At 47.6% G+C, this 20,284-nt stretch carries 19 protein-coding genes; 9 read left to right on the top strand and 10 right to left on the bottom strand.

Annotated features, from left to right (window positions below; translation table 11 throughout):
- Positions 1–12: 12 nt before the first annotated feature.
- Positions 13–804 (top strand): DeoR/GlpR family DNA-binding transcription regulator, encoded by a 792-nt coding sequence (locus QEN32_RS10900; RefSeq protein WP_265322174.1) that lies wholly within the window; start codon positions 13–15, stop codon positions 802–804.
- Positions 804–1,241 carry a cryptic aminoglycoside N-acetyltransferase AAC(6')-Iy/Iaa gene (aac(6'), locus tag QEN32_RS10895; protein WP_000354854.1) on the top strand — a complete coding sequence of 146 codons (438 nt, stop codon included), beginning with the start codon at positions 804–806 and terminating at the stop codon, positions 1,239–1,241. The genes QEN32_RS10900 and aac(6') overlap by 1 nt, the downstream gene beginning before the upstream one ends.
- 46 nt (positions 1,242–1,287) lie before the next feature.
- On the opposite strand, the gene QEN32_RS10890 is transcribed toward aac(6'), so the two are convergent.
- From QEN32_RS10890 to QEN32_RS10870, 5 genes are all read right to left on the bottom strand, one after another.
- Positions 1,288–2,490, bottom strand: coding sequence for a lactate oxidase (locus QEN32_RS10890; RefSeq protein ID WP_265322173.1), 1,203 nt, complete (start codon positions 2,488–2,490; stop codon positions 1,288–1,290).
- An 11-nt stretch (positions 2,491–2,501) separates the two neighbouring features.
- Entirely contained in the window at positions 2,502–3,077 is a 576-nt protein-coding gene (locus QEN32_RS10885) for a YceI family protein (RefSeq protein WP_265322100.1), read from the bottom strand.
- A 195-nt stretch (positions 3,078–3,272) separates the two neighbouring features.
- Complete coding sequence (locus QEN32_RS10880) at positions 3,273–4,928, bottom strand: glucan biosynthesis protein (RefSeq protein WP_001081947.1); 1,656 nt, start codon at positions 4,926–4,928, stop codon at positions 3,273–3,275.
- Positions 4,929–5,147: 219 nt separating this feature from the next.
- Entirely contained in the window at positions 5,148–6,656 is a 1,509-nt protein-coding gene (locus QEN32_RS10875) for a carboxylesterase/lipase family protein (protein ID WP_080110826.1), read from the bottom strand.
- 48 nt (positions 6,657–6,704) lie between these two features.
- Positions 6,705–8,048 (bottom strand): VOC family protein, encoded by a 1,344-nt coding sequence (locus tag QEN32_RS10870; RefSeq protein WP_023137910.1) that lies wholly within the window; start codon positions 8,046–8,048, stop codon positions 6,705–6,707.
- A gap of 292 nt (positions 8,049–8,340) precedes the next feature.
- Between QEN32_RS10870 and QEN32_RS10865 the strand changes: the two genes are divergently transcribed.
- Positions 8,341–9,264 (top strand): LysR substrate-binding domain-containing protein, encoded by a 924-nt coding sequence (locus tag QEN32_RS10865; protein ID WP_000414259.1) that lies wholly within the window; start codon positions 8,341–8,343, stop codon positions 9,262–9,264.
- A gap of 60 nt (positions 9,265–9,324) precedes the next feature.
- Here the strand turns inward: QEN32_RS10865 and QEN32_RS10860 are convergent, their stop codons facing one another.
- The 3 genes from QEN32_RS10860 to QEN32_RS10850 form a co-directional block, all read right to left on the bottom strand.
- Positions 9,325–10,950, bottom strand: coding sequence for a methyl-accepting chemotaxis protein (locus QEN32_RS10860; protein ID WP_020898789.1), 1,626 nt, complete (start codon positions 10,948–10,950; stop codon positions 9,325–9,327).
- 168 nt (positions 10,951–11,118) lie between these two features.
- Positions 11,119–12,237 carry an S-(hydroxymethyl)glutathione dehydrogenase/class III alcohol dehydrogenase gene (locus QEN32_RS10855; RefSeq protein WP_265322099.1) on the bottom strand — a complete coding sequence of 373 codons (1,119 nt, stop codon included), beginning with the start codon at positions 12,235–12,237 and terminating at the stop codon, positions 11,119–11,121.
- Between the two features lie 31 nt (positions 12,238–12,268).
- Entirely contained in the window at positions 12,269–12,544 is a 276-nt protein-coding gene (locus tag QEN32_RS10850) for a metal/formaldehyde-sensitive transcriptional repressor (RefSeq protein ID WP_001120770.1), read from the bottom strand.
- Positions 12,545–13,062: 518 nt separating this feature from the next.
- On the opposite strand from QEN32_RS10850, the gene QEN32_RS10845 reads away from it, so the two are divergent.
- Complete coding sequence (locus QEN32_RS10845) at positions 13,063–13,464, top strand: effector protein (protein WP_133322700.1); 402 nt, start codon at positions 13,063–13,065, stop codon at positions 13,462–13,464.
- 122 nt (positions 13,465–13,586) lie between these two features.
- Here QEN32_RS10845 and QEN32_RS10840 read toward each other — a convergent pair whose 3' ends face one another.
- Entirely contained in the window at positions 13,587–14,303 is a 717-nt protein-coding gene (locus QEN32_RS10840) for a hypothetical protein (RefSeq protein ID WP_001588428.1), read from the bottom strand.
- A gap of 420 nt (positions 14,304–14,723) precedes the next feature.
- Between QEN32_RS10840 and sseJ the strand changes: the two genes are divergently transcribed.
- Entirely contained in the window at positions 14,724–15,950 is a 1,227-nt protein-coding gene (sseJ, locus tag QEN32_RS10835) for an SPI-2 type III secretion system effector SseJ (protein ID WP_265322098.1), read from the top strand.
- 120 nt (positions 15,951–16,070) lie between these two features.
- Here sseJ and QEN32_RS10830 read toward each other — a convergent pair whose 3' ends face one another.
- Positions 16,071–16,415 (bottom strand): DUF1294 domain-containing protein, encoded by a 345-nt coding sequence (locus QEN32_RS10830; protein ID WP_265322097.1) that lies wholly within the window; start codon positions 16,413–16,415, stop codon positions 16,071–16,073.
- A 906-nt stretch (positions 16,416–17,321) separates the two neighbouring features.
- Between QEN32_RS10830 and QEN32_RS10825 the strand changes: the two genes are divergently transcribed.
- From QEN32_RS10825 to QEN32_RS10810, 4 genes are read left to right on the top strand one after another with little or no spacing between them, the layout of a single operon-like run.
- A complete protein-coding gene (locus QEN32_RS10825; protein WP_000949370.1) occupies positions 17,322–18,083 on the top strand; it encodes a transporter substrate-binding domain-containing protein in 762 nt (253 codons plus the stop codon).
- A gap of 6 nt (positions 18,084–18,089) precedes the next feature.
- Positions 18,090–18,737, top strand: a complete 648-nt coding sequence (locus tag QEN32_RS10820; RefSeq protein WP_000094446.1) for an amino acid ABC transporter permease — start codon at positions 18,090–18,092, stop codon at positions 18,735–18,737.
- 24 nt (positions 18,738–18,761) lie between these two features.
- Complete coding sequence (locus QEN32_RS10815) at positions 18,762–19,493, top strand: amino acid ABC transporter ATP-binding protein (RefSeq protein WP_265322096.1); 732 nt, start codon at positions 18,762–18,764, stop codon at positions 19,491–19,493.
- Complete coding sequence (locus tag QEN32_RS10810; RefSeq protein ID WP_000560166.1) at positions 19,490–20,170, top strand: amino acid ABC transporter permease; 681 nt, start codon at positions 19,490–19,492, stop codon at positions 20,168–20,170. Before QEN32_RS10815 ends, QEN32_RS10810 begins: the two co-directional genes overlap by 4 nt.
- Positions 20,171–20,284 lie beyond the last annotated feature (114 nt).

Below are 20,284 nucleotides of genomic sequence, written 5' to 3'. Positions count from 1 at the left end.
AGTCATATGCTGATGAGCCAACAGCGGCCTGACCGTATCAAACAGATGTTGCATTACCTTTGGCAACACAGGCACCTCTCAACACAGCAAGCTATTGAGCTTTTTGGCTATGCAGAGGCAACCGTGCGCCGGGATTTTCACTATATTGCCAGCCGTTATCCCGGTATGGTTCGCGGCCATGGTTGTATTGACTTCGACGACAGTACGGAAGATAAAGAATATGTTTTCGACGTTAAGCGAACGTTACAAAGTGAGGCGAAACGCGAAATCGGCGCCCTCGCCCGCACGTTCATCAAGGATGGAGACTGCTTTTTTCTCGACTCCGGCTCCACCTGTCTGGAACTGGCAAAATGTCTGGTCGACGCCAAAGTAAAAGTCATTTGCAATGACATCAAAATCGCTAATGAACTGGGTGGCTTCCCACACGTAGAGAGTTACATTATCGGCGGACTGATCCGCCCCGGTTACTTTTCGGTGGGCGAGAGTCTGGCGCTGGAGATGATTAACGCCTTTGCCGTTGAACGCGCCTTTATCTCCTGCGATGCGCTGTCGATAGAAACGGGTATCACCAACGCTACCATGTTTGAAGTGGGCGTTAAAACGCGCATTATTCAGCGCTCACGCGAGGTCATATTGATGGCCGATCACTCAAAGTTTGATACTGTAGAACCCCATGCGGTGGCGACGCTGTCCTGTATTACTACCATTCTTAGCGACAGTGCGCTCCCGTCTGCTATCGCCCGACGTTATCAGCAAGCGGGATGCCGTCTCATCATGTCAGACCCCTCATCAGGAGCGCGTTAATGGACATCAGGCAAATGAACAAAACCCATCTGGAGCACTGGCGCGGATTGCGAAAACAGCTCTGGCCTGGTCACCCGGACGACGCCCATCTGGCGGACGGCGAAGAAATTCTGCAAGCCGATCATCTGGCATCATTTATTGCGATGGCAGACGGGGTGGCGATTGGCTTTGCGGATGCCTCAATCCGCCACGATTATGTCAATGGCTGTGACAGTTCGCCCGTGGTTTTCCTTGAAGGTATTTTTGTTCTCCCCTCATTCCGTCAACGCGGCGTAGCGAAACAATTGATTGCAGCGGTGCAACGATGGGGAACGAATAAAGGGTGTCGGGAAATGGCCTCCGATACCACGCCGGAAAATACAATTTCCCAGAAAGTTCACCAGGCGTTAGGATTTGAGGAAACAGAGCGCGTCATTTTCTACCGAAAGCGTTGTTGAGGGAAATCATACAGGAAAAGGTCGAGTATAGTACCCGACCTTTATATTACTGGGGCAGATCTTTTTCAGTTAACAAGCGTGTCGTTTTCACTTGTTCAATATTTCTGGCGCCACCCAACATCATGTTAATTGTCAGCTCTTTGTTTAGCTGTTCAATCACTGACGCCACACCCTGAGCGCCGCCAAGATTAAGACCGTATAATACAGGCCGGCCAACCGCCACAATATCCGCTCCGCTGGCTAACGCTTTGAATACGTGCGAACCACGGCGTACTCCACTGTCAAAAATAACAGGCACTCGCTTATTGACGACTTTTGCAATCGCAGGAAGCATATCGAATGAGGACGGCCCGCTGTCTAATTGACGGCCGCCATGGTTAGAAACCCATATTCCTTCGGCCCCGGCCTGGATAGCAATTTCAGCATCCTCCGGCGACTGAATGCCTTTTACGATAACCGGCAGACCGGAAATACGATGTACATAGGCAATATCCTCCGGCGTAAAGGCTTGTTTAGCCTGCGCGTAAATTTCACTTATCCCTGCTCCTTTGCCAGTTTTTGAACCATCGTCATTTGTTCTGGCGAACATTTCCAGGTTTGCAAAACCCAGCGGGAACTGGAAGTTATTTTTAATATCTTCTTCCCGATAACCGCCGACAGGCGAATCTACGGTCAGAATAATCGCTTTAGCGCCATGTTTTACCGCTTGTGCAAGAATAAATTCGTTAAATTGATTATTCTTGCTCATATAAAGCTGGAAGAAGAACGGATTTTTCCCGGAAACGTTAGCCACCTCTTCGATGGTCTTGTTGCCATAGGTGCTCAACGAGAAAATCGAACCGACCTGCGCCATGCCTTTCGCCGTCGCCAACTCTCCGGAGGCGTGGGCCAGGCCCTGCGCCGCCATCGGTGCCTGGATTATAGGCGTTTTAAGCGGAATACCCAGTAGCTGCGTTGATAAATCGATCTCTTTTAACTCAATGCCCTGTAATACGCGCGGCATAATATATTTTTTGTCAAAGCTTTCGGTATTGCTGCGAAGGTTATTCTCATCTTCGGCTCCACCGCGAATATAACCAAATGCCCCTTTCTCCATTCTGGCTTGAACGCGCGCTTCCAGAGAGGCTACGTTCGTCATTTGTATTGCTTTTTCGTCCGTACTGGCTTTGTACTCTTCTGCATAAGCCAGGCCTGACGTTGCCAACATCGCCAGCGAGGCTACTACCCGAATGAGGTGATGAGTTTTCATCATTATTCCCTTTATTGCTTAACCGCTTCTGCCTGGATTTTTATATCGACAACTTTCGTCATCCCCATATCGACCAGATAATCTATCCCCCACTGGGTGCGATCTATTTGCGTGACAAAATCACCACCGCAAACCTGCGCCTTGAATATCGGGCTCATATAACAGCCAAACCTGGTGGTGGTTAAGGTAACGGGCTTAGTTACTCCCTTCATTGTTAGCAAACCGTCAATAGAAACCGGTTTATTATCTTCAAAATGCCATTTTGTTGATTTAAATACCATTTCTGGATATTTTTCCGCATCCAGAATATCGCTACTGCGGATATGGTTATCAAACGCATCCACGCCGGTATTTAAGGCGCTCACGGGAATCGTCACGCGCATCTCTGCATCTTGCTTTTCCGGCTGATATTTCAGTTCGCCGCTAATAGCATAAAACCCGCCATGATTGGTTGAGGTCTGGAAATGATCGATATTAAATACCGCATTGGTATGCGTATTATCAAATTTATATACATCTGCATGAGCAGCACTTAATAAACCCAGAGACAGGACAGCACCAAGAAAACTCTTTTTCATTATATTCACTTTATATCTTAAATAAGGTGAAGTTATCTTAATGTTCCCTGTCCGCAGGATCGAGAGGGATAAACAGGAAGGACTGTTGCAAAAATAGAACGATGGAAAGGCCGTGTCACAAAAACAGCGGCTCACGAATGGGTTTATGTCAGGGCCATTTCTGCAACCTGTACCGCCTTTGTGGCGGTACAGAAGGCAAACTGACTAACGCATGATACGATCGTCGACATAACGGCGCTTATCCGGCGCGGGCGGGAAATACTGATACAGCCAGGTTTCGCTGATAGCCTCCCCCTGGCAGCGCAGGAACATACGCATATCCACCGGTGCCGTAGAATCCGAGGTCGGATACCAGTCAAACTGGATACGATAACCGTCGAAAGGCTCAACGTAGAGGATCTCAATCTGCTTCGCCTCACCGCTGGAGAGCGTAATTACCGGCTCAATGCCTTTTGGCGCGGCCGCTTTCAGATCGCCGCCGACAAAATCAATAGCAAAACGGCGCGCCCATTTATCCGGGTAATGTTCGCCCGGCGCCCAACCTTCGGGAAAGCCGCCCATCCCTGTACGGGTCGCCATGACCCGCGCAAGCGGCGATTGTACCGGCGGCTGCGCGCTCCAGTACAAACGATAATTAAACGCCAGCGTATCCCCGGCTTTGATCGCTTTTTCCGGCTGCCAGAAACAGACCACATTATCCAGAGTTTCGCCAGTGGTTGGGATCTCCATCAGGCTAACTGCGCCTTTCCCCCACTTACTGCGTGGCTCCACCCACAGGCTCGGACGTTTGTTGTACCAACCCATCACATCCTGATAATGCGAGAAATCGCGATCGAGTTGCAGCAGGCCGAACCCTTTTGGGTTATCGTCCATATATGCATTGAACTGCAATTTCTGCGGATTATTCAGCGGGCGGCAAATCCACTCGCCGTTACCCCGCCACATCGCCAGCCGATCGGAATCGTGAATTTGCGGATGAATGGTGTCGCATACCCGGCGTTCATTATTCCCACAGCTAAACATACTGGTCATCGGCGCAATGCCAAGTTGCTTAATATCTTTACGGGCATAGAGATGGTTTTCTACATCCATGATCACCTGCGATTTTTCGCAATGAATCACAAATTTATACGCGCCCGTCACGCTGGCGCTGTCCAGCAGAGCGTAAACGGTAAACGTAGTATCGCCCGGCTTCGCGGTGTCAAACCAGAATGCGGTGAAGTCAGGGAACTCTTCCTGACCGTCAGTATAGGTATCTATCGCCAGCCCGCGAGCCGACAGGCCATACTGATAAGTATCATCTACCGCCCGGAAATAACTGGCGCCCAGGAAGGAGACGACATCGCGCCGCGCCAGTTCCGGCGCTTTAAAGACACGGAAACCGGCGAAACCGAGATCGCTCTGCCCTTCCAGTTGCGTCGTATCGACGCCGGCATCGTTGTATTTAAACAGTTCCGGGCGAAAATGAATCTCGCGAGCAAGATGCGTCGTCGTATCAACGGAAAACATGCGTACGCGACGACGAAAGCCCATCCCTACGTGGAAAAACTGAATATCGAGCTGCCGGTTGGCAACACCGTTCCAGAGTGAATGCGCCGCGTCATACTGAATGCTGTTATAGGCCTGCGGCGTCAGATTGGCAAGCGTATCCGGCAAGGGTCCCGGCGCGCCACCCCAGGGCTTTTTCGCTAACGCCTGGGCCATTGATTGCAGACCAGCAAAATCAAAACGGACAATTTTACCATCCGCAATATCGGATTCCGCGGCAAACGCCGCCTGAGAAAAGAGGGAAGCAATACCGCTGGAACCGCACACGGCGGCCATTGCCATTGAACCTTTAATAAATCGTCTACGATTCATACCTGAAAATGAGTCCTTCTGGTCTTGTGAATGGTCCCGCGCTGGTTTTTTCAGCAGCAAGAATGTGCCCGTTTCTGACCGCTCACTCTAGACAAAATTCATTAATAATCCAATTGTTGGTCGCCTGGAAACTGTGCAAAAGCGTAAATATTTTATGTCGATAAGAACCGACCTAATCGGATGTAAACCTCACGCAGCATTCTTCAGGTTATGAAAAGTTTATTCCAGACTAACGTGATGTTTCATGACTCGTTTAAACAGCGCCAGACGCGCACGCATAAAGCGGTTTTCCACTTTAAAACCGGCAAGTTTGTTCAGTCCAATCCGCAACAGACGATCTCGCCCCCGAATGCTGGCGGGCCAGCGAACCGGGCCGTGCAGCACGTCGCGCGTGCGGCTGGCATGACGAGCGAAATTCACCCAGTAATCCGCCACCTGCGAGGCAAAGGCCAGGTCATTCTCATTCACATAATGGCATGTGGGCTCAGCCCGCGTTAACGTATCGAATACATACGGTATTTCATTGCCATGACAGGCGCCATTCGCGTAGGTGTTATGCTCCGCTTCGGCGACATAATCAAACCAGTAACGCCAGCACGGTTCGCCAATCCGCTGCTGCGCTTGCATGACGACATAACCCAACGTGGTAAATACCATATCCCGACAGACCTGCCGCCCTAGCGCTTCGTCGCCTTTCACTCGAGGATAAAGCAGCCGGATTAACCCCAGGCCAACACGCCGCTCACGGCGCATTTTTTGAATTTGACCGGCAATATCGACGCCAAAAACTGCCAATACGCTGGCTTCATCGCTATTCGAGCCGATCATCACCGGTATCGGATGCTGTTTCGCCGCAAAGAAGGTTTCCAGCATCGGATGCGGCAGCACGACGTCGCCGGAAATCGGCGTCGGCGCAATTTTAAAAGGCGCGTCCAGCGGCCAAAACGTCTCTGCCGGTAAAGCGCGTAGCTGTTCGGCAGTGGCATGGGCTAAGCCAAGATGTTCTGCCAGCGCAACGCCTTTTTTTAGCGCTACCTCGCGGGGCGTATCCGGCAGCGTATAACCACTCTGAATAATCGCTTTATGAAAAAGCCCCTTCGCCAACGGCGAAGCCATCAACGACAGCACGCTGCGGGCGCCGGCGGATTCGCCAAATAACGTCACATTCTGCGTATCGCCGCCAAACGCGGCAATATTGTCCTGCACCCAACGCAGCGCAGCGATTTGATCGAGTAAAGCGAAATTATGAATACACTCCGCCCCTTCGCCTTCCAGCGCCGGATGCGCGAAAAAGCCCAGATGGCCAAGCCGATAATTGACCGTCACCACGATCGCGCCGCGCTTCGCCAGCGCTTGACCGTCATAGGGCGGCAAACTCCCCGCGCCAATGGTGTAACCGCCGCCGTGTAGCCAGACCATGACCGGCAACGGTTCATGACGCACGGCGGGAGCCCAGACGTTCAGATAGAGACAGTCTTCGGAAAAATTTCCCGGATCGCCGCCGCCGAGTTCACGACACCAGGTAATATCCTGCCAACTGGCGCAGGAGAAACAATCCGCCTGGCGAACATCCTGCCAGGGCGTAACAGGCTGCGGCGCACGCCAGCGTAGCTCCCCTGTTGGCGGCGCGGCATAAGGTATACCGCGCCAGATATGGATTTCTTCCTGTACGACGCCCACGATTTTACCGTGACGCGTCGCCACCAGCGGGATGGAGGGATTCAACATAACGCCTTCCTTTTACAGTATCCTCACAGCCTGTGAAGCTTACCGCTTTTAAAGCAGACCGCAACGGCGTTTACTGCGTTCTTCCGCTTCCTGATATAACGAAAATTCATCCCGTACAGCACATCCCAGCGCCTGTTCAAAGGCGTCGCGGCTGGCATTGCCGTGGCTTCTGGCCAGCGTTTCATCTCCCAAATTCGACTGAAAAATGCCGGCTGCGCTGACCGGAAGAAAATCTTCATAGGTAATCGGCTGCGCGATTACCCAACCGCGCTCAATAAGCGGCTGCGGATCGTCGCCAGGATGGATCGCCTGACGATGCGCCTCACCGGAAGGCGTTAAGCGATAGCGGAACCAGGCAAGCCCCTGCTGGCGAAGCAGAAATTCGCTATCCGGAAAGGCGTTAAAGACCTCCCGCAAATGGAGTTGATGCGTGAAGTTATCCTTACCCGTTCCCGCCTTGTGCAACAGCTCGTCATATAATCGACGACCTTTTGGCGTCAGCGCGACGCCACGTTGCTCAATTTCGCCGAAGCGCGCCGTGTGCGTACCCTGCTTTTCATCAACGAAGAGCACCTGCTCTTCCAGGGCTTTGAAACTGGTTTGCCGCAACAGAATAGGCACTTCGCGGCGAGGCGGACCTTCGATAAGAGTTTTAGGCGTAATGCCGCACTCCGGCATCATGGCCTGTACCCGGTCGATATCCAGAGTACGCGGCGTCAGATGGTTAATGTGACATCCCGGGAAACAGACCACGTCGGCAATTAAACGATGCTCACGATGCAGGCTGCGGTACGTTTCTTCATCAACGGTAGCCTGACGATGCCAGCGAAAAGTCTCCAGCGTTTCACGGACGAACTCTTCGGCCTGAGCAGCACTAAAACCGCCCTGCTCGTCGTACTCATCCAGCAATTGTCGGCAGCGCGATGTAAAAATATCCCGCTGCGATAAGATTTCCGCCGCCCGCTGGCGTAATGCCGCGTTTTCAATGAGCTCCAGGCGTAATAGAGAAGTGAACATGCGAAAGGGATTACGCGAGAGCGAAGCCTCGTCAATGGGACGAAATGCCGTGGAGTGCACAGGCACGCCCGCCTGAGAGAGATCGTAATAACTTACTGGGTACATCCCCATGATGGCGAATATCCGACGCAAGGTAGAAAGTTCTTCTGCGGTGCCAACACGAATGGCGCCATGCCGTTCCACGTTCAATCGCGCCAGTTCATCGGCATTAGCCAACTGCTCATGCAGTTTGGGATTATTTTCCAGCACCGCCAGATTCACGTCAGCCACAAGTTCCAGTAACGTACCGTACTGCGGAACTTCCTGCTGGTACATTGCCGACATTGCCTGCGAAAAGTGTTCCCGAATCTCATCTGCCGTGATGGTGTTCGCCATAATGTCATGCCTCCAGTGAATGTTACCTGGAGTGTAGAAAACCTCATCCATTCCGGGGAGAAGAATTTATAAAGTGTGATCCGGTCTGAATTCATTATGCAGAACGGATTGACATGAGCTGGCATATCCCCGACCACATCGCGGCTTAACACGCTTAACGGCAGTTGAATCATCAGTAAAATAAAACAATTGTAACTTGAAATGGTAAAATGTTAATAATATTTTGCTATCAGGTTATCAAAAACAAACAACTTTACTTGTCACCCGCACGGCTCTGTTTTTAACATCGCTTATGGAAAAAAATGGTCTGTTTAGTCAGCGCATTCGGTTGCGCCACCTTCATACATTTGTCGCCGTTGCGCAACAGGGAACTCTGGGGCGCGCGGCTGAAACCCTTAACCTGAGCCAGCCAGCGCTTTCTAAAACGCTGAACGAACTGGAACAACTCACCGGAACCCGTCTGTTCGAACGCGGGCGACTGGGCGCGCAATTAACGGTTCCTGGCGAACAATTTTTGACTCATGCGGTAAAAGTATTAGATGCATTGAATACCGCCGGGCAGGCGCTGAATCGCAAAGAGGACGCCAGCGCCGATGTGGTGCGTGTTGGCGCGCTCCCCACCGCTGCGCTGGGTATACTCCCGGCGGCTATTGGGCGGTTCCATCAACAGCAAAAATCGACCTCGTTACAGGTCGCGACCATGAACAATACGATGTTGCTTGCGGGTCTGAAATCAGGCGAGATCGATCTGGGTATTGGCCGCATGTCAGACCCGGAATTAATGGGCGGTTTAAATTACGAACTGCTGTTTTTAGAATCGCTTAAATTAGTGGTACGCCCCGGTCATCCCCTGTTACAGGAGACGATCACGCTCAGTCGGGTTATGGAGTGGCCGGTAGTCGTCTCGCCAAAAGGCACGGTACCGCGCCAGAATGCGGAAGCCCTGTTGCAAAGCCAGGGGTGTAAAATGCCTGCCGGATGTATCGAAACGCTATCCGCATCGTTATCACGACAACTGACCGTAGATTACGATTACGTCTGGTTCGTCCCCTCTGGCGCGGTTAAAGAAGATCTTCGCCAGGCGACGCTGGTCTCATTACCCGTGCCGACCCAGAGCGCGGGCGAGCCGATAGGTATTCTTACGCGAGTTGATATCCCGCTCTCAACCGGGGCGCAAATGCTGATTGCGGCGATCCGTAAATCGATGCCGCTGTGATAGTGGCTGTCGGAGAATAAACGCGCCCGCGGCTAAAATAGCCCGCTGGCGCGACGCTTATTAAAGGAAGGATGATCGCATCGTCGCGCCAGTATCCTGTAAACGAAACGCATCAACGGCTTGCGTCAAGCGGGCGGCCTGTTCTTCAAGCGAAGCCGCCGCCGCGGACGCCTCTTCGACCAGCGACGCGTTTTGTTGCGTAACCTTGTCCATCTCAGAAATCGCCTGACTGACCTGAACAATACCGCGACTTTGCTCATCAGAGGCGGCCGCGATGTCGAGCATAATATCGGTGACGCGTTTGACGGCATCCACAATCTCATTCATGGTGCTCCCCGCAGCGATAACCTCTTCAGAGCCTTGTTCAATCAGGCTGACCGATGCGCCGATCAAGCCTTCAATCTCTTTTGCCGCCTGCGCGCTGCGACTGGCGAGGGTACGAACCTCACTGGCGACCACCGCAAAACCGCGTCCTTGTTCCCCGGCGCGTGCCGCCTCGACCGCCGCGTTCAGCGCCAGAATGTTGGTCTGGAAAGCGATACTGTTAATGACGGCGGTAATTTCCGAGATTTTTTTCGAGCTGGTGGAAATATTCCCCATCGTTTGTACGACCCCGGAAACCATCTGGCCTCCGCGGCTGGCTTTACCGGAAGCATCTTCCGCCAGTTTGCTGGCGTGATGCGCATTATCCGCATTCTGCTTAACGGTTGCCGTCAACTGTTCCATACTGGCCGCGGTCTGTTCAATGGCGGCAGCCTGCTGTTCAGTACGAGAAGATAAATCCGTATTACCGGCGGTAATTTCGCTGGTGCCTCGATAAATTTCCTCCGCCCCCTGACGCACCGCCCCTACCGTTTGTTGCAACGCATGCTGCATCTGCTGAAGATGATGACTCAGGCGACCAATTTCACTGCGCCCTGTGGGCTCGTCAGCCATGGTCAGATCGCCCGCCGCAATGCGTTCGATACGTGACGCAGACTGCTGCAAGGGTCGTATCACCGTGCGACGCAGCACCATGAAGGTCATTAACGTCAATACCAGCGCCAACGTAAATGCGCCAATCATAAACATCATACCGAGCCGGGTACGTTGGTAAGCCTGCTCGCTAAGTAGTCTCGCCCGCTCGGTGCGCAGTTCAATCGCTTTCAACAGGACATGGTTATATGCGGCATCCAGTTGTTTTGCCTGCTCGTTTTCATGATTAATGATCGCTTCGAACATGCCATTTTTGGCAAATTTCAGCATCGGTTGCAGGCCGTTGATATAGGCGGTGTAGCGGGCGTTTAACTCGTTATCCAATGCGTCATCGGCGGGTGTTTTCACCGCTCTGGACATATAAGCGTTAAAGCCGTCCTGAGACTGCTTGATCCGCGTTTCCGCAGCGGCAATATTGGCTTTCATTTCATCCATTTCAGCAATCCGGCTCGCCGCGCCAGCGTGGATCATATTGATACGTGCGGTACGTAAGTGGTTAGCGCTGTTGGATAATCCCATCCGTACCTGAATCTCGTCCGTGACATCACGCTGATCGCGATCGGCCTGTAACAGAAAATAGCCTGCCAGCCCGGCGCTCAAAGCAAAAAGAAGAAGGATGCCACCGAGAATGGAGGAAAACAGCGGAACCAGCCGAATATGATGCAGGAAGCCCAGTTTATGCGAGGCTTGCATCGAGAATGTGTTGCCCATGACCGTCGACTCTCTTGTAAGTTTTATGCGTAAAACACGCCCGTTAGATAGTCATCGGCACTTCGTGACGTTTGCTTATCGCGAAAAGCATCGCCTTCGTCACATTTTCACAACATTCATTCCAGAAAATTCAGAAAAGCGCCAGCGGAAAATCCGCTGGCGGATGAATCAGTTATCGCCAAAGTGGATAACAGTACGGATGGATTTACCCTGATGCATCAGTTCAAAGGCATCATTAATCTGCTCCAGCGGCAGGCGGTGAGTAATAAAAGGATCTAAACGGATTTTACCGTACATCGCATCTTCTACCATCCCTGGCAGCTGCGTGCGCCCTTTCACGCCGCCAAAAGCGGAGCCACGCCAGACGCGACCGGTCACTAGCTGGAAGGGACGGGTTTTGATTTCCTGCCCTGCTCCCGCTACGCCAATAATAATGCTTTCGCCCCAGCCTTTATGACAACATTCCAGCGCTGCTCGCATCACGTTAACGTTGCCGATACATTCAAAACTGAAATCTACGCCGCCATCAGTAAGCTCAACAATAACGTCCTGGATCGGTTTGTCGTAATCATTCGGATTAATAAAGTCCGTGGCCCCCATTTCGCCCGCCAGCGTAAATTTTTCCGGATTCGTGTCGACAGCTAAAATACGCCCGGCTTTAGCCTGAACCGCGCCCTGAATAACCGCCAGCCCAATACCGCCTAAACCAAAAACGGCAACGGTGTCGCCCGCTTTCACTTTAGCGGTGTTATGGACGGCGCCAATACCCGTCGTCACGCCACAGCCCAACAGACACACTTTATCCAGCGGCGCCTGCGGGTTCACTTTCGCCAGAGAAATTTCCGCGCAAACGGTATATTCGCTGAACGTGCTGGTTCCCATATAGTGATAAACGGGTTCGCCGTTATAAGAAAAGCGGGTAGTGCCATCCGGCATCAGCCCTTTTCCCTGAGTGGCGCGTACGGCCTGACAAAGGTTAGTTTTACCGGACTTACAGAACTTACACTCGCCGCATTCCGCCGTGTACAGTGGAATAACATGGTCGCCGGGTTTCAGGCTGGTTACCCCCTCGCCGACCTCGACTACCACGCCGCCGCCTTCGTGCCCCAGGACTGCCGGGAATACGCCTTCCGGATCATCGCCGGAAAGGGTAAAAGCATCGGTATGGCAAACGCCGGTATGGGTGATTTTGACCAGAACTTCGCCTTTTTTCGGCGGCGCAACGTCAATCTCGACAATTTTTAGCGGCTGACCGGGACCAAAAGCAACTGCTGCACGTGATTTCATATATCTCTTCCTGTTACGGTGAGGGAAATTGTTATTTTAGATAAGCGCGAAGGAGATGGCCGATTTCCGCCATCCGAACCGCGCGCTGATCTGGCGTAGTCTCCCCGCTGACCAGCTCATCTTTCAGATGGATCTCAACCATTTCACTCATCAGGCCATTAGACGCGCCGCGCACGGCGGCAATCTGTTGCAGAATCGCCAGACAAGGTTCGCCAGACTCAAGCGCCCGCTCCAGCGCTTCGACCTGCCCGCGTATGCGACGAACACGGGTAAGGATACGTTTTTTATCTTCAGGTGAATGCGGCATTCGACCTCCATATACTATAGGGGGGTATACTATCAGAATTTTTATGTAATTGTAAAATTAAACACACTATAAAAATCAATCTCTTATAACTTGTCGGCATAGGCCATCAAGAATCAGTTCACATTCAGCATATTCAGCTCACGGGAACTTTTTCTGGCCACAGACAATAAACGCCAAAGCTTCCTTTCTAAGCTGCAATGTTCTGCCCGACTGGGGCACCGAGGTAATGCCGTGTGAATCCAGTCCCATTACCCGGAAGTAAATATTTGCTCAATAGTTTTTACTTACTCACCAGGTGGTAATGAATAAAGGTTATGATATGCAGATGTCAGTCTTGTAAGAACGTAACATCACAACTGCGATACACCGCCGACGGGTAGCAAAAATATCTCAACCCCGTGTCTTTCCAGGCTTAGTCAATGTGGACAAAAAATCAAATGAGCGTTATTTGAAAGATTTTTAATACCCAAAAGTGTCATCATTATTGTTAATTTGAAATCAATCTCAGGTAATAATCCATGCCTATTTCGATTTGTAAACATGGTGCTCCTTTTGTTGTTCAACATGAAAATCGGTACGGTTCCGGTGCAAGTCAGTCATCATCACTTTTCAAATCAATCCGCCATATTAGCAACTCTCATGAGGCAATAAACTTTATAAGTTGCTATAGTGCAAATGGAAGCTGTTTTTCCAATGCACAGATGCTAGCCAATGCCTCAGGCAGCCCTGTTATAGGTTATTATGGGAAAATAAATAAGTTAACAGCCAATCTGGATAACAGCGGTCGTATATTCCGCCCACAGCATAAGATTGCGGCCAATATTTGTTATGTAGGTAATCGGCTTCTGAGCGGTCCAATTCAACTTGGGTTTGGCCTGAAACATCTGCTAAACTGCCACTCAGATGGTAATGTCAGATAAAGTGTCATGCAATGCCCGTATTGCTATTCCACAGCCTACAGATATGGGCGCTCAGTTCTTTCTCTAATCTCTGCTATGGGAAGCCCTGGCGTCATTTCACGCTCTTGCCAACCAGTATTTTATTAAAGTCTGACTTTTACCAGGGTAATTTCATAAGAGTGTCCATCCTCTGGTCTAAAAATAATAAATCTATTGTTATTTTTAGTAAAGGATTTCGACAAAATAAAACTATCATGATATCTGGCCAGGACGTAGTACCAGCCTCCATCATACAATATCATTTCGTATTCTTTCTTTAATTGTGGCTTATAGATTCCAACAAAAAAAGAAAATATAAAAAAATATATAATAAAACCAAGCATAACTATAGTGAAACAATGTCTTCGCACCCAACTGAGTTGCGTAAAACAAATCACTGGCATCAATTTACTATAAAAACGCATCCCCACCGACAGGCATAAAGCCACCAGTAAAATGATAAAAAAAAGCTCCCACAAAAACGATTCTGTTAAGAGAGAAAACTCGATAACAATTGGAATAAAGAACAAAACCGCTGCCAAAAAAAGGCGTAAGAAGCTAAGGTCGTGGATGCGTGCTTTTTGCTTTACTAGAAAAAACAATAGAATACCCACACCCCATGCTATTATGAATATAGCCATCAGGCTAATCGCATGGAATAGACTTCGGGCAATGTTGTCAGGGCCGACGCCTACATACCACCACGGGAAACCATAGTACGCGGAGACGCCCCAGCCATAAAAATAGGCGCTCCCCCATCCCAGACCACCTAAATAGGCCAAAAGCATTGAAGAGTTTTTAATAATTGAATCATCACTCATTATAGTTAACTCACTTAAGAAATATTTAATATGAAAATAGAAATCAACACGTTATATACCCCCCCCTTGGAAATAATAGCTGGATGATAAGTTTACCTAATTTTCCTGAGTATCAAGCCAGCTCATACCCACGCCAGCACACTAAAATCAGGAGTGGCTACTTTTTTTAGAGGTTTGCCTTAACCAGACGCACAGTCAATAATGATAGCAGTCAGATAATATGTACCCGGCATTAACCTCACGTTGTTGATGATATATTTACTTCGTTGAAAAATAATAAATATTGCATGTATTTTATTGGCGGCGACAAACTCTTAAAGAAACGCCATTCTATATACACCATTTACCTGATTACTTTTCTTGCTAATATTTGTTAATTAATGTTTTGCTAAAGCGTGATTAATTAGTAAGGAGGACACTATGCCATTGAGTGTTGGACAGGGTTATTTCACATCATCTATCAGTGCTGAAAGATTTAATGTGATAAAAGAAAGCGCACGCCCTCCGGAATTAAGTTTATGGGAGAAAATCAAAGCATATTTCTTCACCACTTACCATGCAGAGGCGCTCGAATGTATCTTTAAACTTTACCACTATCAGGAACTGAATCTAACACCGGTACAGGTTCGCGGAGCCTACATCAAACTTCGAGCCTTAGCGTCTCAGGGATGTAAAGAACAGTTTATTATAGAATCACAGGCACACGCCGATAAGTTGATTATTAAAGATGATAATGATGAAAATATTTTATCTATTGAGGTTGAATGTCATCCGGAACCTTTTGGTCTTGCCAAAGAAATCAATAAATTACATCCCAAGCCAAAAAATATTTCTTTAGGTGATATTACCAGGCTGGTATTTTTTGGCGACAGTTTATCTGACTCCATGGGGCGTATGTTTGAAAAAACACATCATATCTTACCCTCCTATGGTCAATACTTTGGCGGAAGGTTTACTAATGGATTTACCTGGACTGAGTTTTTATCATCTCCACACTTCTTAGGTAAAGAGATGCTTAATTTTGCTGAAGGGGGAAGTACATCGGCAAGCTATTCCTGCTTTAATTGCCTCGGTGACTTTGTATCAAATACGGACAGACAAGTCGCATCTTACACCCCTTCTCACCAGGACCTGGCGATATTTTTATTGGGGGCTAATGACTATATGACACTACACAAAGATAATGTAATAATGGTCGTTGAGCAACAAATTGATGATATTGAAAAAATAATTTCCGGTGGAGTCAATAATGTTTTGGTCTTGGGGATTCCCGATTTGTCTTTAACACCTTATGGCAAACATTCTGATGAAAAAAGAAAACTTAAGGATGAAAGCATCGCTCACAATGCCCTGTTAAAAACTAATGTTGAAGAATTAAAAGAAAAATACCCTGAGCATAAAATATGCTATTTCGAGACTGCCGATGCTTTTAAGATGATAATGGAGGTGGCCAGTAATATTGGTTATGATACGGAAAACCCTTATACTCACCATAGCTATGTGCATGTCCCCGGGGCTAAAGACCCTCAGCTGGATATATGTCCGCAATACGTCTTCAATGACTTTGTCCATCCAACCCAGGAAGTCCATCATTGTTTTGCCACAATGTTAGAAAGTTTTATAGCTCATCATTATTCCACTGAATAATGTTCCATCGGCTGCGGTACGCCTTGAGCAAAACACCGCTCAATATCATAGTGCCGGTGGCATGAAAATATGAGGCTGTCTTTGCTGCCGGTTGGTCAATAAGTGATCCATACTCTATGTTCAGTAGGACAAAAATGGATAGAGTCGATAGATCGCCACCGTAACTACAATACTCACTATCACACTGACGATAAAGTATGTTTTGAATGGCTGCTTTTGCGTTTTATGACGGAAGAGTTGTTGACCAACAATCGCACCAGGCCACCCACCGACAATCCCAAACACCAACAAAGTGGATTCCGGCACTCTGCGCCAGGTTTTACGTGCCGCCGTTTTGTCTACACCGTAGATCGCCAGCGTTAGCACATTGGCGAGCAGGAACCACATCGCGACGGGATGCGATGTAAAAATGCTTCCGACCGCAGCGAAGATCAGGAGTAAATAACAAAAGCGGTTAAGATACATATCATTATGTCATAGCAATAATTAGGGGCATCGGAGCCCATTATACGCGATACATGCGCCTATGTGATGTAGAATTTTTTTCACTCAGCCAACGAGTCATTAAGGATTCATTTTTAATTACCATGGTAATCATAAGGTAATTAACGGCTGTGAACACGATTAAAATGGGTAAAGCCACCGAAAATGTTATCACCTTAATCGTTGCCAGGATAACTTAATGAAGAACCCTCTTTATTGCTGTTTGTTATCCGGTTGGCAGTCTCAGTTTTGGATTTATTAATCGTATTTATATTTATTACATAAGATGTACGATTTTAATTTGAGAATTTTATCTCAACAACCGTATATATTCAGATATTTCTGAATTAAGATTATCATCGATTAAAACAAGTTAACGTTTTGATAAACATAACAACATCGTCAAAAATCCTGATTTGTTGTCGTTTGTTCATGAGACAAATAATTTATATGCTTGCAAATATAGATAGCACGCGAATCAACTTAGCTCAAAAAATGTATTTGACAAGAAAAGATAAGTCTTTATATTGGCCCTGGATAGAGTGGTAAGATGATAATTAGAGACATGAAAGACACCGTCACTGAAGCATTTATCTGCTTATCATGTAAATATGTATGCGTAAATGGAGCATAAACTATGTCCAGTATACTAATGTCTATGGTATCTTTACATTTTCACCTTTCATGGTGTCGCTGCACTCATATCCAGTTGATATCTCATGGTATATTCAATCCATTCCCTTTGATGATTCCTGTCAAACCTCCTGATTAAATTAGTTAACAGCGATGGAATACATAACGTTAAGTACTTTACGCCTGCAAATGTCAGGCTCACGCCCTAATGCTTAATTTATAATACGCATTACCTTACTACAGGAAATAGATAGCATGTTATCCAAAAAATTTGGCTTATCGATGATAGTGTTGGGAATAATGTCGTCTTCAGCGTTTGCTGATAGCATCGTTGAAGGGAGAACACTCAATGTCGCAGTATCACCAGCCTCTCCCCCTATGTTATTTAAAAGTGCTGATGGCAAATTGCAGGGGATAGATCTGGAGCTTTTTTCGTCTTACTGTCAGTCACGGCATTGTAAGCTAAACATCACCGAATATGCCTGGGATGGAATGCTTGGCGCAGTGGCGAGTGGTCAGGCAGATGTAGCATTTTCGGGAATTTCAATCACAGATAAACGTAAGAAAGTTATTGATTTCTCTGAACCTTATTACATCAACTCTTTTTATCTGGTCAGTATGGCCAATCATAAAATAACGCTCAATAACCTCAATGAATTAAATAAATATTCTATTGGATACCCTCGAGGAATGGCTTACTCCGACCTTATCAAAAACGATCTGGAGCCCAAAGGATACTACTCGTTAAGTAAAGTAAAATTGTATCCAACCTATAATGAGACGATGGCTGATCTAAAAAATGGCAATCTTGATCTGGCTTTTATAGAAGAGCCGGTTTATTTTACCTTCAAAAATAAGAAAAAGATGCCGATAGAAAGCCGTTATGTTTTCAAGAATGTTGATCAGCTTGGCATTGCCTTTAAGAAAGGCTCTCCCGTGCGCGATGATTTCAACTTATGGCTTAAAGAGCAAGGGCCACAAAAAATATCTGGCATTGTCGATAGCTGGATGAAATAGTAAGCTATGTCATCAGGTAATATGCTGGCTATCTTTTATTTCCTATTGGAAGGGATTGGTAATACGCTGCTTGTAACATTTACCTGTTTTCTCTCAGCGTTTTTGTTCGGGCTTACAGTCGCCGTATTACGGCGACTATCCCCCCTTCCACTACAGAAGATACTCGACGTACTGGTCTTTATTCTTCGGGGAATTCCAATACTTATTGCTGTTTTTCTTGTTTATTTTGGATTGCCATCGATTGGCATATATGTTTCACCTCTGGTGGCCATGAACCTCAGCGTCGGCTTAATCAGCGGGAGCTATCTTGCCGAGGTGTTCAGAGGGGCGCTTAAATTAGTTGAGCCATACGAAATTACGGTAGCGAAAGTAGCAGGAATGCGTCAATTACAGGTTATAATAAATATTGAACTGCCACAGATGTTGCGATTTTCTGTGCCCGGTATTATCAATGAGTTTTCTTCTGTATTAAAAGCGACGCCCTTTGCTTATACTGTAGGTATCGCTGAAATAACGAAGCAGGCAATGTCACTGACAGCCATCACGCTGAACGGGTTACAGATCTATACTCTTGCCGGGGTATTATATTTCATTATTTATAAAGTTTTTACTCTTCTGGCCGGAGTGTTTGAGAAAAAATATCGCATCAGTTGAACCATAAAAATAGAGGTGATACTCATGGCTTTACTGAAACTAAAAGAGATAAGTAAGGAATATTCAGGAAAAAAGATTCTTGATACGGTTAGTCTGAAAATTCAATCGGGAGACATGAAAGTAGTCATGGGGCCATCAGGTTGTGGAAAAACGACGCTTTTACGCTGTCTGCTTCGATTAGAAGAACCTGATTATGGCAATATTTATTTTCACGGGAAAAATATTTACGACAAAGAATTTACTATTCTTGAGTTCAGAAAAAAAGTTGGTTGTGTCTTCCAGAATTACGCTTTGTATCGCCATCTTAACGTCATGGATAATATTACCCTTGCCCTATGTAAAGTGTTTGGCATGCCGGGACAACTAGCCCGGGAGAAAGCCTTACATGAGCTACAAAAACTTGATATGGTCTCGCATAGCGCGAAATACCCTTCGCAATTATCGGGCGGCCAGCAACAGCGCGTCGCCCTGGCCCGTACAATGGTCACCGACCCAGAACTCATTATTTTTGATGAGCCGACGTCTGCGCTTGATCCGCTCATGACTCGTGAAGTCGGAATGTTGATCAAGCAACTTCACGACAATGGCGTCACTATATTATGCGTCACTCATGATATTCGCCTCGCCAGATTACTAAGCGATAACGTAACGTTTCTTAATCATGGCAAGATTCGTGCAGAAGGCGCTTTTACCGATCTTGCCTTACGAGAAACGGATCCAGATATCCACTGTTTTTTTAGCGAGGCACAACGATGATCGCTGGCTGGTCTCTCTTCTTTAATGACCTGACTGAACAACTGCCACTTGTTGTGGACGGTATTAAAGAAACCTGTAAACTTGCGCTGATTGTTTCCATCACCGGTTTTTTGTGGGGAATTATTATTTTCTTTCTGAGCCTGAGCCATCGCCCCGTGGTAAAAGCCATAACTCGACTGTACATGGATTTCTTTATCGGTACGCCACTCATTCTTATTCTATTTGTTATCTATTATGGTTTACCTCAATCTGGCATTCACCTGTCCTCTTTTACCGTGGCGGTTACAGGTTTTACCTTGAATGTCGGCGCATATAATGCCGCGTACATGACAACGGCCTATAACGCATTGAATAAGTATGAAACGGAGGCAGCAGTCGTTCAGGGGTTGAACAAACGGCAGGTCTTTTTGTGGATTATACTGCCTCAGGTATTGCTGTCTTCCATTCCAGCCTTAACGAATCAGGTGATTAATAACCTTAAAGACAGCACCATCGTTTTTCTTATCCAATATACTGAGTTTTTCGCGCGAATTCAGGAGGTTGCTGCAACCAGCTTTAAATTCTTCCATGCTTACCTTTTTGCCGCCATAGTGTATCTTATTGGCGTTACCTTTATCGTCGGTTTGACCCGGTTTTTAGAGCATAGACTGCTTCGCCATTACGGTCAGGGTTACTGAGTTGTACTGCACTATTCTGATTAATTCACCACTGACATTATCAAAGTTATTTTTATTTAGCGTTGATTAAGATTTTAACCTTCATTATTGCGTTAGATGTCCATTCTGGTCTAA

This window comes from Salmonella sp. SA14318, assembly GCF_029866905.1.
Lineage (GTDB): Bacteria > Pseudomonadota > Gammaproteobacteria > Enterobacterales > Enterobacteriaceae > Salmonella > Salmonella enterica.
Note: the sequence above shows the minus strand (reverse complement) of the source record. Positions and strands in the feature narration are given on the sequence as shown.